This is a genomic window from Paenibacillus sp. FSL R5-0887, from assembly GCF_038002305.1.
GTDB lineage: Bacteria > Bacillota > Bacilli > Paenibacillales > Paenibacillaceae > Paenibacillus_AQ > Paenibacillus_AQ odorifer.
The window spans coordinates 57,849-71,160 of the sequence record NZ_JBBOCE010000001.1 but is presented as its reverse complement, the minus strand read 5'-3'; the positions used below and the strand labels follow the sequence as shown (position 1 = coordinate 71,160).

General features: G+C 47.8%; 12 protein-coding genes. 3 read left to right on the top strand and 9 right to left on the bottom strand.

What is annotated here, in order from left to right:
* The first annotated feature begins 206 nt into the window (after positions 1–206).
* On the top strand, positions 207–1,322 hold the full coding sequence (ytvI, locus tag MKY14_RS00305) for a sporulation integral membrane protein YtvI (RefSeq protein WP_076124908.1): 1,116 nt from the start codon (positions 207–209) through the stop codon (positions 1,320–1,322).
* A gap of 89 nt (positions 1,323–1,411) precedes the next feature.
* Here ytvI and MKY14_RS00300 read toward each other — a convergent pair whose 3' ends face one another.
* From MKY14_RS00300 to MKY14_RS00290, 3 genes are read right to left on the bottom strand one after another with little or no spacing between them, the layout of a single operon-like run.
* Positions 1,412–1,810 (bottom strand): FxsA family protein, encoded by a 399-nt coding sequence (locus MKY14_RS00300; protein ID WP_076124906.1) that lies wholly within the window; start codon positions 1,808–1,810, stop codon positions 1,412–1,414.
* Complete coding sequence (locus tag MKY14_RS00295; protein WP_340393849.1) at positions 1,807–2,334, bottom strand: acyl-CoA thioesterase; 528 nt, start codon at positions 2,332–2,334, stop codon at positions 1,807–1,809. Before MKY14_RS00295 ends, MKY14_RS00300 begins: the two co-directional genes overlap by 4 nt.
* Positions 2,335–2,373: 39 nt before the next feature.
* Positions 2,374–3,558: an MFS transporter gene (locus MKY14_RS00290; protein ID WP_340975462.1), complete on the bottom strand. Its 1,185-nt coding sequence runs from the start codon at positions 3,556–3,558 to the stop codon at positions 2,374–2,376.
* Positions 3,559–3,685: 127 nt separating this feature from the next.
* On the opposite strand from MKY14_RS00290, the gene MKY14_RS00285 reads away from it, so the two are divergent.
* Positions 3,686–4,387, top strand: coding sequence for a G1 family glutamic endopeptidase (locus tag MKY14_RS00285; protein WP_076301303.1), 702 nt, complete (start codon positions 3,686–3,688; stop codon positions 4,385–4,387).
* A gap of 186 nt (positions 4,388–4,573) precedes the next feature.
* Here MKY14_RS00285 and pyk read toward each other — a convergent pair whose 3' ends face one another.
* The 6 genes from pyk to MKY14_RS00255 all read right to left on the bottom strand — a co-directional run bounded on the left by pyk (position 4,574) and on the right by MKY14_RS00255 (position 12,843).
* The gene (gene pyk / locus MKY14_RS00280) at positions 4,574–5,992 is read right to left on the bottom strand and encodes a pyruvate kinase (protein WP_076146191.1); all 1,419 of its coding nucleotides are present in this window, start codon (positions 5,990–5,992) and stop codon (positions 4,574–4,576) included.
* Between the two features lie 330 nt (positions 5,993–6,322).
* Entirely contained in the window at positions 6,323–7,324 is a 1,002-nt protein-coding gene (locus tag MKY14_RS00275) for an acetyl-CoA carboxylase carboxyltransferase subunit alpha (protein ID WP_036678900.1), read from the bottom strand.
* A 1-nt stretch (position 7,325) separates the two neighbouring features.
* Positions 7,326–8,219 carry an acetyl-CoA carboxylase, carboxyltransferase subunit beta gene (gene accD / locus MKY14_RS00270; RefSeq protein WP_076124903.1) on the bottom strand — a complete coding sequence of 298 codons (894 nt, stop codon included), beginning with the start codon at positions 8,217–8,219 and terminating at the stop codon, positions 7,326–7,328.
* A gap of 72 nt (positions 8,220–8,291) precedes the next feature.
* Positions 8,292–8,480 carry a hypothetical protein gene (locus tag MKY14_RS00265; protein ID WP_036678895.1) on the bottom strand — a complete coding sequence of 63 codons (189 nt, stop codon included), beginning with the start codon at positions 8,478–8,480 and terminating at the stop codon, positions 8,292–8,294.
* A gap of 146 nt (positions 8,481–8,626) precedes the next feature.
* A complete protein-coding gene (locus MKY14_RS00260) occupies positions 8,627–9,127 on the bottom strand; it encodes a phosphatidylglycerophosphatase A family protein (protein ID WP_036678892.1) in 501 nt (166 codons plus the stop codon).
* 74 nt (positions 9,128–9,201) lie between these two features.
* Positions 9,202–12,843: a DNA polymerase III subunit alpha gene (locus tag MKY14_RS00255; protein ID WP_340975459.1), complete on the bottom strand. Its 3,642-nt coding sequence runs from the start codon at positions 12,841–12,843 to the stop codon at positions 9,202–9,204.
* 141 nt (positions 12,844–12,984) lie between these two features.
* Between MKY14_RS00255 and MKY14_RS00250 the strand changes: the two genes are divergently transcribed.
* Positions 12,985–13,308, top strand: a complete 324-nt coding sequence (locus tag MKY14_RS00250) for a YtrH family sporulation protein (RefSeq protein WP_036678886.1) — start codon at positions 12,985–12,987, stop codon at positions 13,306–13,308.
* Positions 13,309–13,312: the final 4 nt, after the last annotated feature.

The following is a 13,312-nucleotide window of genomic DNA, read 5'->3' as shown; positions in this document are numbered from 1 at the left end:
CTTTGCAGCGCATCAAATGATTTTATCACAGAGATAGAAAAAAACTTCTAAACCCTTGATTCACAGTTGAGATTTTAGTTTATAGCATCCGGTTCAGCCCAATATTTATCCCGTTTCCTAGTCTTTAAATAGGTTCTATGAATATATATGAAGACGAGCTTTTATTCCCCTGCATCCGCAGGAATGAAGGAGGTGTAGATCTTCGTATGGACCGATTAGCATTAAAAAGACTGCTGCGCGGCCTGTGGGTCGTTCTGGCTACCTCTATCCTCCTGCTGGCAATCTATTTATTGCTTCCGCTGTTATACCCCCTCCTGCTCGCTTGGTTGCTCGCTTATATCATGCATCCACTAGTGTTGATTCTTAAAGGCCTTAAGCTCCCAGCGTGGCTGGCGGTGTCGCTCTCGCTGCTATTTTACATAGGCGGAACCGCACTAGTACTGACCGCGATGATTACAAGGCTAGTGAAAGAATTGATCGTGCTGCTGCAGACCTTTAATCTTCATACGGACCAATGGAGAGAGCTTCTGCTGTCCTTGAGCCAGAATGCAAGCATACAGAATATCATTAACCAGATAAATCAGTTCTACCGCGACAATCCTGACTATCACGCCACCATTGACAGCAATATCAGCAGAACAACGGAAACCGTTGGTTACGCAGTTACGCAAGTGGTGACCGGATTTTTTAATGTGATCTTAAAGCTGATCTCCGCTCTACCCAGTATGGGTACAATTCTTATCGTGGTCGTTCTCGCTGCCTTTTTTATTAGTACTAGCTGGGAAAGACATAATGCCAAACTCACAGGCTGGCTGCCAGCCCCATTCTTAAAGCCGGTATCGGGTATCTGGCGGGATCTGCGAAAAGCTCTCTTCGGCTATCTCCGGGCTCAGCTAATCCTGATCTCCATTACAGCGGTCATTGTCGTGATCGGGTTGCTGCTCTTGGGTGTAAAATCTGCTTTCGCTATTGGCTTAATGATTGGTTTTGTGGATCTGTTGCCTTATTTAGGGGTTGGAATCGTAATGATTCCGTGGGCGTTATACTCTTACATGACAGACAATCTGGCACTGGGGATCGGACTTACTATCCTATATGCCGTTATCCTTGTAACCCGCCAAGTGCTTGAGCCGAAAGTGCTCGCCAGCAGCATTGGGCTTGATCCCCTTGCTATGCTGGTCGGCATGTTTGCAGGTTTGCAGCTGTTCGGTATGCTTGGGCTGATCATCGGTCCCGTTATTCTAGTTATTCTTGTAGCCTTTAACCGAGCAGGTGTATTTCACGCATTACACAGCTATATTGTCAGCGGAAGACTAAGATAATAAACAATACCCTACAATACTTGGAATAGCAAAACAGAGCGGGCTCCTATCAATGACAGGGGCCCGCTCTGTTTTTGTTTTGATTATGACTAGCGGCGGTAAAAGGTGAAGGTGCCGTTTTTCATCTTTTTCTCAATCCACTTCAGCAAAAATATACGATACAAAGGCCGAGTCAACGGAAACACCAAGGAGAAACCTACAATATCCGTTATGAAGCCAGGTAAGATCAGCAGTAAGCCACCGAAAAAAATGCATAGGCCATCCAGCATCGTCCGGCCAGGAACGCGTCCCTCCTGCATATGTGTTCTGCTGTCTTGCAGCACTTTATTCCCTTCGAAACGCATCATCAATAGTCCGATAACCGAGGTCGTCAACATAAGCAGCAGCGTTTTGAATGCTCCAAGTTGATCTGCTACAAAGATAAAGCCGAATAATTCCACGGCAGGAATGATAAATAATGCAGCCCACAACCATTTGCTTCTAATCATACAGAACCCCTTTCTTCCCGCAGCGCTCCTTTAATCGCGTGAAACAGCTCCGGAAGGGCTCTATCCAGCCTGGCAGGCTTCCATTCTCGATTCACCCAAACATGATTTGTCGAGCCGGTAACCAGCAGTTCCCCGGGGAGGTCCATCGACCGCAATTGTCCCAAAGTAGCCGCTGAACCCTCTAAATTCCTACCTTCTGCTTCCGAGAGCCTCCGCACCTGATACTCAAATGCGACTCTTAACGCCGAAAAGGTAGTCATTCGCGCATACACGGAGATAAGATCATCATATCGCGCCGGACTTTTAAATTGCAAATCGGCTGAGGTAACAGGCAGCAGCACTCCCTGATTCTCAAGCTCACGATAAGTAAAGCCAAGCTGACGTAACAACTCCGTACGGCCAGACTCAAACCAGTTCAAATAATTCGCATGATACACTACGCCCATCTGATCACTTTCCTGGTATCGAACACGCAGGGTAGACTCATACCACCGGCTTTGCAAGCCGTCTTGCTGTAATTCCATTTATAAATACTCCTTTCGGCATAGGCAGCAGGGAGAGCTTTAGGCCCGGGCCCCGTCTGAAGATAGCTTTGTCGTCGATAGTTTGCTTCGGGAGCTTCTGGCGACATAAAATAGCAGCATCGCTCCTGCAATTGAACTCAACATACAAGACAGGTTCATCACTTCTACGCCGCCTTGATTGAGCAAGAATCCATTTAATAAATTGCCAACAACACCGGCAAAACCCGAGAACACCATATTAAAAACACTTTGCCCAGTCGCCTGCATCTCGTTAGAGGTGATCTGAGATACATATTCAACGGCAGCAATATAAAAGAACCCGAATGACAGGCCATGCAGTACCTGCACTCCAATCATTACGGATGGATAAGGGAAAGCCACCTGAATACCCCACCGCAAGACATAAATAAGTGCGCCAAGGAGCAGCGTCCGCTCGCGCCCCAGCTTTTTGATTACCTTGGAAGCAAACAGCATGGAGGGCACGTTCGTTACAGATGCGAGGAAAAGCGCAATTCCTGCATAACGAGTTGAACCTCCAACCGACTGAAACGCAATGACGAAGTAGGTTCCAAAAGCAGTCATCGTCTGGTTCACAAGAAAACTGCCACCCAAAAACGCTAGGAACACCCGATTCCCCAGCAGCTTTTTAACCCCCTGAGAAAACGATTGCCGCATCATATGATTCTCTTCTGCCTGCTTCGGCAGCGTCAATGCAATAAGAACCGCAATCAGATTAAACATAAGAAAGGGCAGCCATATCGTGGATACAGAGAAGGACGATACATACAATCCGCCTAAATAGGCTCCCACAGCCGCTCCAATGCTCATCATAAGCCTTATACTGCCATAAGTAGCCCTAGCCCTCTTCGCCGCTGAAATCGCGTAAGAATCGGCTATAGGCGCCTGTGTCGAGGAAAAGATTGTAGAGAGGGTATACACCAGCAGTAACACTATAAAATATTCCGAACGGTAAAAGACGGCTAATAAAGCCGGTATCGCCACACTTAGGATTAGTACCAAACGCGTCTGATTATACCGATCCGAGACAATTCCCCATATTGGCTGAATCGTGATCGCAATTAGCGTGCCTGTTGCCATTAGTATACCTATCTGCCCGCTATCAAGTCCATTGTGGACAAGCAGCAGCGTTAGATATGAGCCAAATGAACCGCCGGCCAATCCTAAAAACAGATAAAAGCCACGCAGCTTTGATAATTTTTCCATTTTAAGCTACAAATCCTCTCCAGCTTCTTAATCAAGCATTGTACTCTCTTATATTTTAGCAGAACACCCGTACTTCCTATGTAATCACCGCATTTAATATAGCAGTACTATAAAGGCGGTGGACAAGTTGAATAATAAGCAAAATTCTAATCGGGTCAATCATCCATGTCTAAAAGACAAATCTAATTCGAACAAATTTCAAAGCTCCGGCTTCGGCTGGTCTTCAACAAACTGGAGCGGATATACGATCACTGGAAAAAAGGGGGCTTTTAACCGCATTGCCGGTGAATGGATCGTTCCATATGTAAAACCAACCTCTAAACCTTCCTATTCCTCTGCTTGGATTGGTATAGACGGTTTCAAGAACAGCAGCCTGATCCAAACGGGTACAGGCCATGAATTCGTAAATGGCCGTGCCCGGTATTACGCTTGGTGGGAAATCCTTCCTGATGTCGAAACGGTAATTCCCCTTCCAGTGAGCCCTGGAGACCATATAAAAGCGAACATCACGAAGGTAGGCCGCAACAAATGGACGATTACGCTCCGCAATTTGAGCCGAAATTGGATTTTTCGAACATTACAGCGATATACCGGACCACAAACCTCTGGTGAATGGATTATGGAGGCTCCCGAGGTAGACGGCTCGATCGCAAAGCTGGCGCGTGTCTCCCCTACTTGCTTCTATTGCTGTCGAATTAATGGCAAAAGTCCAAGGCTCACTCTCAATATGGGAGGAATCATGGTGCAAAATAACGCTACTATCGCCGTTCCTTCTTGTCCAAACCATCGTGGGGATTCTTTTACTGTCAAACGAACATACCCCAAATAAAAATACTCGAACCTATCATTCAAGATTTGTTACTAACAGCATAAATGGATTTAACATAATCTTCAATCGAATATGTTGATAAACACGAAAAAAAGGGCTGCCTCGCTTGTAGATTTTCACTACAGTTGAGACAACCCTTTAATTAAGCTTTATGGAACCTGTTAAACAGGTGAAGCCAATCGAGAACTACTCGATTGTGCTTACTTTTACCAAGTTAGTGGAACCAGAACGTCCAAGTGGAATTCCTGCAGTAATCACAACTAGGTCACCAGTTTGAACCAGACCGGAATCCTTACCACCTTTGATTGCTGTTTCCAGCAGCTCATCTGTGGAAGATGCAACTTGTCCGAACACTGGCGTTACGCCCCAAACGAGGGACAATTGACGCATAGTTCTTTCTTGTGTTGTAACGGCAATGATTGGTGCTTTAGGACGGTATTTGGAAACAACGCGTGCAGTATGACCTGTTACAGTCGAAGAAATGATAGCCTTAGCGTTCAGATCCAAAGCAGAAATTGCAACGGATTGGCTGATTGCTTCTGTAACTGTAGTTTCTTGTGCAGTTTGTTGTTTCATGAAGATTTCATGGTGGTTCAGAGCGGATTCCGCTTTCTCAGCAATGCGGGACATTGTAAGTACGGATTCTACTGGATATTTACCAGCAGCAGTTTCTCCGGAAAGCATGATTGCATCTGTACCATCTAAAATAGCGTTTGCTACGTCACTTGCTTCAGCGCGAGTAGGACGTGGGTTGCGTTGCATGGAATCCAACATTTGTGTAGCTGTGATTACTGGTTTACCAGCAACGTTACATTTTTGAATCATCAATTTTTGAGCCAAAGGTACATCTTCAGCTGGGATTTCAACACCAAGGTCACCACGAGCAACCATCAGGCCGTCAGAAGCTTCTAAAATTTCATCAAGGTTGTCAACACCTTGTTGGTTTTCGATTTTGGAAATGATTTGGATGTGAGAAGCGTTGTTTTTCTCAAGCAGCTCACGAATTTCCTGAACGTCGCTAGCTTTGCGAACGAAGGAAGCGGCGATAAAATCGATGTCCTGTTCGATACCAAAAAGAATATCGTTGGTGTCTTTTTCCGTAATACCCGGCAAGGAGATGTTTACTCCTGGTACGTTAACGCCCTTCTTGCTCTTAATCGTACCACCGTTTACAATACGGGTCTTGATTTCTGTACCTTGAATGTCGACAACTGTCAAACCAATCAGACCGTCATCAATAAGGATTGTGGATCCTACTTGAACATCGTTAGGAAGTTCGCTGTACGTGATGGAAATACGATCTTGAGTACCAAGGATCTCTTCCGTAGTCAGTGTCAGGTACTCGTCCTGAACAAGTTCAATCGGTTCTACTTCCAGCTTGCCTGTGCGAATCTCCGGTCCTTTAGTATCGAGCAGGATAGCAACTGTTTTGTTCAGTTCCTTAGATGCTTGACGGATCGTATTGATCCGAGCACCGTGCTCTTCGAAATCGCCGTGGGAGAAATTCAGACGGGCCACATTCATACCAGCCAAAATCAATTTTTTGATATTCTCCAACGATTCACTCGCAGGTCCGATCGTACATACAATTTTACTTTTCCGCATTAGGTTTTCCTCCGTTTTTTCGTTCTCTCTGTCTCACTTTTTCCAACTACAAAATCTACTACAAGGCTAACTAATAAAATAGGAACTTTGTCACATGTGCCTTTAAGTACGCCCTTATGAATATTACTGCAAACCAGACACAAAATCAATGTTGTAGGCACTTTTGGGTGTAACTTTAAGTCGAATTTTCTGTAAACATAAAAAAAATTAAAATAATCCCGTTAGTGGATCGAGATTATTTTAATTCCAATAAATTGTATATTTTACACTATATCCAAAAGACCCACTAAGTATAGCTATATGTCTTAAAGTGCAAATGATTTTGCACTTTTACACTTCTGACTTCACTTCTTCTTCAATAAAAATTTGTTCCTGCTGAGCCTCTGCAAACTCACCAATTTTACGGAATTTACGGTATCGATCATCCTTCAATTCCACTGAGTTCATCTGGGTTAGCTCCTGCAGATGCCGCCATAATGCATCCTTAATCGCCGCTGCTGTTGCTTCGTAATCCCGATGAGCGCCGCCTTTAGGCTCTGGTACGATCTCTTCTATAACTTCCATCTCAAGCAGATCAGCAGCCGTTATCTTCATGGCTTCTGCCGCTTGATCAGCCTTCGAAGCATCCTTCCACAGAATAGAGGCCGCTCCGTTAGGAGATATCGCCGAATAAATGGCATGTTCCAGCATGAGCACTCTATTCCCAACCGCCAATGCCAGGGCGCCACCGCTTCCGCCTTCACCGATGACCACACAGATTACAGGAACACCAAACTGAGACATCTCGCGTAAATTACGGGCAATCGCTTCGGATTGACCTCTTTCCTCGGCTGTGTTGCCTGGGTATGCACCTTTCGTATCCACGAAGGTAATAATGGGACGTTTGAACTTGTCCGCTTGCTGCATCAGACGCAGCGCTTTACGGAAGCCCTCAGGGTGTGCACTGCCGAAGAATCGTAAAATATTCTCTTTGGTGTCTTTACCGCGCTGCTGGCCAATAACTGTAACCGGCAACCCATTTAGTTTACCGATGCCGCCTACAATAGCAAGATCATCCCCAAACATCCGATCACCGTGGAGTTCAATAAAATCAGTGAAGATCTGCCCCATAAGATCAAGGGAAGTCGGACGTCCTTGATGTCTAGCCAAATGCATTTTTTGCGAAGGAGAAATATTAGAATATATCTCTTCCTCCAGCACACGGTATCGTTCTTCCAGCCTAGCTACCTCGTCCGTAAAATCAATACCCTTCTCTTCGCCAAACTGCTTCAGTTCAGCAATCTTCTTGCGCATTTCTACCAGAGGCATTTCAAAAGGCAACTCTCCTGCCAACCTAAAATCCCCCTTTCACGTCATGCAGCTCCAAAATTTTAGTCAATGTAGCGCGCATTTCTTTGCGGTGCACGACCATATCAAGCAACCCATGCTGAAGATTAAATTCAGCGGTCTGGAAATCATCCGGAAGCTTCTGGCGAATGGTCTGCTCAATGACTATACGTCCTGCGAAACCAAATACCGCTCCAGGCTCTGCAATAATTATATCACCAAGGCTGGCAAAACTCGCAGATACTCCACCGGTAGTAGGATCCGTAATTATCGAGATGTAAAGACCTCCAACCTCGTTAAAACGAGCCAGCGCAGCGCTGGTCTTCGCCATTTGCATTAGACTAAGAATACTCTCCTGCATTCTCGCTCCACCTGAAGTAGAGAAAATAAGGAGTGGAAGCTGTTGCTCTGTGGCCTCTTCTATCGCACGGGTGATCTTCTCCCCTACTACAGAGCCCATGCTGCCTGAGAAAAATTCAAAATTCATCACAGCTACGATGACTGGATGGCCACCAATGGAACCCTGACCCGTAATTACGGCTTCAGTTTGTCCAGATTTCAGCTGCTGTTGCTCCACTTTGGAAGCGTAACCCGGAAATTTCAGCGGGTCGATAGAATACATTTCACTGTCAAACTCAATAAAGCCCTCAGGGTCTAATGTCATTGCAATGCGCTCCACAGCATTTAGGCGCAAGTGGTGACCACAATTAGGACATACCTTTAGGTTCTTCTCTAATTCCTTACTATACTGGATCGTTCCGCATTTATTACATTTGCTCATTAACCCTTCAGGGATTTCACGTTTGGGGCGTTCGCCTTCCGCAGGCCCGCCGCTCCGCTCCAGACGTTCTGAAGGAATAGTCGCGTACTTCCGTTTCTTCTGAAATAAATCTTTGAACACACCCGCACCTCTTCAGCCGTTTATTTGCGTTATGCAGCTTGCCGCTGTCATGACTTTTGTCTTGTAAGAAACTCAGGGATGCAGAATAAGATTAAGGACTTCCTGTACTTCCTCCAGCTCACCTGAAGGAACCAATATCTCAAACTGCTGCTTGGACATATTGATTGGACGGCATTCTACCAAAAAACCTTCTTCTGTCAGCTTACTCTTAATCATATCCGCCACTCTGGCGGTCGGCGCGATATATATTACCGTCCACATGCCCTGCAAGGCCTCCCCAATCTTAATTCCCAGCCGTATCCCGTATAATGGAATTATGATAACACAGTTTTCTTTTTTCCCGCAACAGGAGTAGGGCATAGGAAGCAAGACTGAGGAACTTGTTCAAACGAAATAAAGGGGCTCAATTATTCCTTGTCCGTGCCTAAAGGATATACTTTTGCCCCTTCATGCCGATGAGCAATTCTGGCGGAAGCGGCGGCAGCAATGCCGGCAACAAGGTCATCCAAGAATACATGAATCCTACCTTTATCATCGTTCAGTTCACCAATGATTCCAAGCTTTATTTTGTCCAAATACCCAAAACCTGTCAGTCCGATCATCCCATATACCCCTGTAATACCAAGCGCCAGAGTCTCGTCCGCTCCGTAGAGGGATTCATCAGCCTCCATTACCGCCTGCAGCGGCTGTGGAAGCAGTTTTTTCTCGGCTAATTCATCAAGAGCAACACCTGTCATTAAAGTATACTGCACTTCTCTTTTGCCCAAAACAGACTTGACGCTGGACAGACATTCATCCTTGGTTAAACCAGGATAATAAACCGATTGTAAAATATATACGATTTCAGCAATGGAGGAAAGTGATACACCTCTGCGTTCCAACAGATCTACTGCCATTTGATAGGACATGCTGCGACTCCCCTTTCCGTACAGGGATGTGCCCTGTGGTTTCCTAATGTATGCGGAAAAGGGGAGAATTGTTCTTATTTTATTCTTACCGTACCTGCACCCAGCATAACCTCGATCGCCGCGAAAAGTTCCTCGGACGGCTTAATTCGATAATTATCGCTAAGAGCTAGGAGCTTCTGATCCTGTTCATAGAACAGAAGCGTCGCAGCTGGACCGGGATGATTCTGCAGCAGCTCTTTCAGGCGCGACAGCAACGCTGCATTCTCTGAGGCCGGCGTGATCTTGATAAAGACACGCTGGCCTGAGGTCGCCGCTGTTGTTGGCGCGGCCTGTGCAGGTGTTGCAGGCAGCGTTGTGCCGCCTGCTGGCCTGGCAGCCGGACCAGTGGCGGCACCGCTGGTCCGGGAAGCAGGAGCTGCGCCGCGTGGCGGCGCTCCTGCCGAGGCCGAGCATCCCGCGCTGTACGAGCGGGACGCGGCGGCACTGCGGCGCTGCAACAGCCCGCGGAGAGCCTCCGCAGACAGCAGCGCCACTTCCTCGGCCAGCAGCTTGAAGCCTTCGTCTTCCTGCTGAACCTTAGCGCGCAAGGCCAGCAGCGCGCCCTTGGCAATCAAGCTGCGGCTTCGCTTCCACACCTCAGGGAAGAGTACGACCTCGCAGCGCTCGATCTGATCTTCCCATTCGACGAAGGCCATCGATTTTCCTTGCTTCGTCGTAATTTCCTTAACGGATACTACCATTCCGGCCGTAACCGTCTGGCTCTCATCCGCGGCTTCACCAAGATCCATCAGCCGCTGCATGCCGGGCTCCTCAAGCAGTTCCGCGCTATCATCAAGCGGATGGCCCGAAAGATATAACCCCAGCAGCTCACGTTCCATCTCCAGTTGCTGGCCAATGGTGAACTTAGGGATATCCGGATAGCGGATTTCCCAGTTCGGTGTCTCCACCAAATCGTCGAACAGCTGGATTTGCAGTTCATCCCGCTCCTTGCGCCATTTCAGCGCAGCGTCAACCGTCTCGTCCAGCATAGCCAGCAGCTGGGCGCGGTGACCTGGCAGACAGTCAAAAGCTCCCGCCTGCAGCAAAGATTCCACTACCCGCTTATTGCAGACCCGCAGGTCCACACGTCGACAGAAATCTAGCAGACTGTCGAACGGCCGCTCCTTGCGGACTGCCATAATGTTCTCCACTGCCAGCGTGCCGACGTTCTTAATGGCTGCAAGTCCAAAGCGGATATGCCCGGTTCCGGTTCCTTCGCCAGGAACCGGAGTAAACAATACGCCGCTCTCGTTCACATCCGGCGGCAACACGCCGATGCCTGTGCGGCGGCAGTCCAGCACATACTCCGCTACCTTGCGGTGAGTGCCCATTACAGCGGTCAACATAGACGCCATAAACTGCACCGGATAATGTGCCTTGAGATAGGCTGTCTGGAAAGCCAATACTCCATAAGCCGCGGCATGAGCCCGCGGGAAGCCGTAATCAGCAAAGCGCACGATCATGTCATAAACAGCATTCGCATCCGTTTCATTATACCCCTGCTGCAAGCTGCCTTGAACAAAATGGCTCCGTTCCTTATCCAGCGTCTCACGTTTTTTCTTTGAGACCGCTCGACGGAGCAGATCCGCTTCTCCTAACGAGAAGCCCGCCATCAGAGAAGCAATCTGCATGATCTGTTCCTGATACACAATGATCCCATAGGTGTCCGCTAATATAGCCTTCAAATCAGAATGTGGATACTCTACTTCAATCTCACCGTGTTTGCCTGCTATATATTTCGGGATAAATTCCATCGGACCCGGACGATACAGCGCTAGAACCGATACAATATCTTCAAAGCCGTTAGGCTTCAGATCTTTAAGTACTCGTCTAACGCCCGCCGACTCCAGCTGGAAGACCCCTGTTGTCTCACCAGCCCCAAGCATTTCATACGTAGCTGGATCATGATCTGGGATGACACGGAAATCCGGAACACTTCCGCTCATTTCTCTAATCGAATTCATGCAGCGTTCGATAATCGACAACGTGCGCAAACCCAGAAAATCCATTTTCAACAGCCCGACACTCTCCAAATGCTCCATAGAGTATTGGGTTAACGCCGTACTTTCGTTACCTTCCTGAAGTGGGACTGCATCGGTCAACGGACCTTTCGAGATAACAACCCCAGCGGCATGTGTCGAAGCATGGCGGGGCATGCCCTCCACCTTCATAGCCATATCCAGCAACCCTTTAATCTTTGGATTGCTATCATACAGTGCTTTAAGATCTGGTGTACTCTCCAGCGCCCTGGCAAGGCTGATCCCTAGTTGACCAGGTATAAGCTTGGCAGCTTTGTCTACCTCGTTATAAGGCAAGTTCAGCACCCTGCCTACATCACGAACGGCAGCCCGTGCAGCCATAGTTCCGAAAGTAATAATTTGCGCCACATGTTCTTTGCCGTATTTCTCCACTACATAACCAATAACCTCATCACGCCGTTCATCACTAAAATCGATATCAATATCCGGCATGGTGATCCGTTCTGGATTTAGAAAACGTTCAAAGAGCAAGTTATATTTCAATGGGTCCACGTCAGTTATTCGCAAAGAGTATGCGGTGAGACTACCCGCGGAGGATCCCCGTCCGGGTCCCGTAGCAATTCCCTGACGATGACAATAAGCAATAAAATCCCACACAATTAGAAAATAATCGCTGAAGCCCATACTCTCGATAACGCCCAGTTCATAGGTGAGACGCTTCTCAGCCGTCTCTCTTTGCTCAGGTGTAGTCCATTGCGGTGTATCTATATATCGTTCCTCCATCCCCTTCCAGCACAGCTCACGCAAATAAGCAGCGGAATCCATGCCTTCAGGGAGCGGAGAATAGGCAGGCAGAATATGATTGCCGAAGGTCAGCTCCAAATTACATTTTTCTGCGATCAATAAGGTATTGGCGATAGCCTGCGGCACATGCGGAAACAATGCCGCCATTTGCTCGCTGCTTTTTAGAAACAGCTGATCTGTTCCGATCTTGAGACGTTCCTCATCATCCACCGTTTTGCCTGTTCCGATGCAGATCAGCACATCCTGAACCTCAGCATCTTCCTTCGCTAAATAATGGACATCATTCGTCACCACAAGTGGAATTTCACAGTCCTCGGCAAGGGCGATCAGCTTGGGATTGACTCTCTTTTGCTCGGAGATCCCGTGGTCTTGCAGCTCCAGATAGAAATCTTCGCCAAAAATCGCCTTATATCGCAGCGCAGCCTTGCGCGCCTCCTCATCACGTCCATGCAGCAGATGCTGCGGCACTTCTCCGCCCAGACAAGCACTTAGGCAGATAATCCCCTCTGAATGAGCTGCCAGCACTTCCATATCAATTCGTGGTTTATAATGATGGCCTTCCAGATGGCCGATAGAGATCAGCTTCATCAGGTTCTTGTAGCCGGTTTCATTCTTGACGAGCAGAATCAAGTGGTAGATCGGTTGATCTTTTCGACTGCCCCGCTCACGGCGTGAACCCGCGGTTAAATAAGCTTCACAGCCAATAATCGGCTTGATTCCATTCTCTTTACACGCTTTATAAAAGGGGATGGCCCCGTACATCACTCCATGATCCGTAAGCGCCAGCGACTTCATGCCGTATTCGCCGGCCCGGCGCACGAGATCGGTAATGCGCGCCGCCCCGTCCAGTAAACTGTATTCGCTGTGCACATGCAAATGCACGAAAGGGCTCATAACCCCACTTCCTCTCTACTGCAAAAATCAAACATAAGATGAAACTATTTTATCATATTAAAGGGGGACCCGCCCATAGAATGGATTAAGAGCATAAGGACAGGCAAAGCTTGTAAATGCCTCGTCCGGGAAGGGGCCTGAATGAGCATTTTTATGAGCAAAGCTATCCTCGACTTCTTTATCGCCTTCGGCATCGTGCTTGGCGGAGCTATGCTCGGCGGAATCGGCGCCGTTGTATCCCTGCAACCGCCGACGCAAACGATGCTGGATGTGGCAGATCGGATTAAAATATGGGCACTAGCAGCCGCTGTAGGAGGTACTATGGACCCCTTACGGGTCATTGAAAGCAACATGATTGGAGGCAACCTCTCCCCCGCCATCAAACAAATCATGTATCTTGCCTTCGCTTTTCTAGGAGCCCATATGGGCAGTGAGCTAGTAAAATGGGTGTGTGGCAGGGGGTAACGCC

Coding starts and splice junctions, on each gene's coding strand:
- MKY14_RS00295 (WP_340393849.1), bottom strand. CDS start 2,334: ATGGAATTACAGCAAGACGGCTTGCAAAGCCGGTGGTATGAGTCTACC.
- MKY14_RS00265 (WP_036678895.1), bottom strand. CDS start 8,480: ATGTGGACGGTAATATATATCGCGCCGACCGCCAGAGTGGCGGATATG.
- ytvI (WP_076124908.1), top strand. CDS start 207: ATGGACCGATTAGCATTAAAAAGACTGCTGCGCGGCCTGTGGGTCGTT.
- MKY14_RS00260 (WP_036678892.1), bottom strand. CDS start 9,127: ATGTCCTATCAAATGGCAGTAGATCTGTTGGAACGCAGAGGTGTATCA.
- MKY14_RS00290 (WP_340975462.1), bottom strand. CDS start 3,558: ATGGAAAAATTATCAAAGCTGCGTGGCTTTTATCTGTTTTTAGGATTG.
- MKY14_RS00300 (WP_076124906.1), bottom strand. CDS start 1,810: ATGATTAGAAGCAAATGGTTGTGGGCTGCATTATTTATCATTCCTGCC.
- MKY14_RS00255 (WP_340975459.1), bottom strand. CDS start 12,843: ATGAGCCCTTTCGTGCATTTGCATGTGCACAGCGAATACAGTTTACTG.
- MKY14_RS00250 (WP_036678886.1), top strand. CDS start 12,985: ATGAGCATTTTTATGAGCAAAGCTATCCTCGACTTCTTTATCGCCTTC.
- pyk (WP_076146191.1), bottom strand. CDS start 5,992: ATGCGGAAAAGTAAAATTGTATGTACGATCGGACCTGCGAGTGAATCG.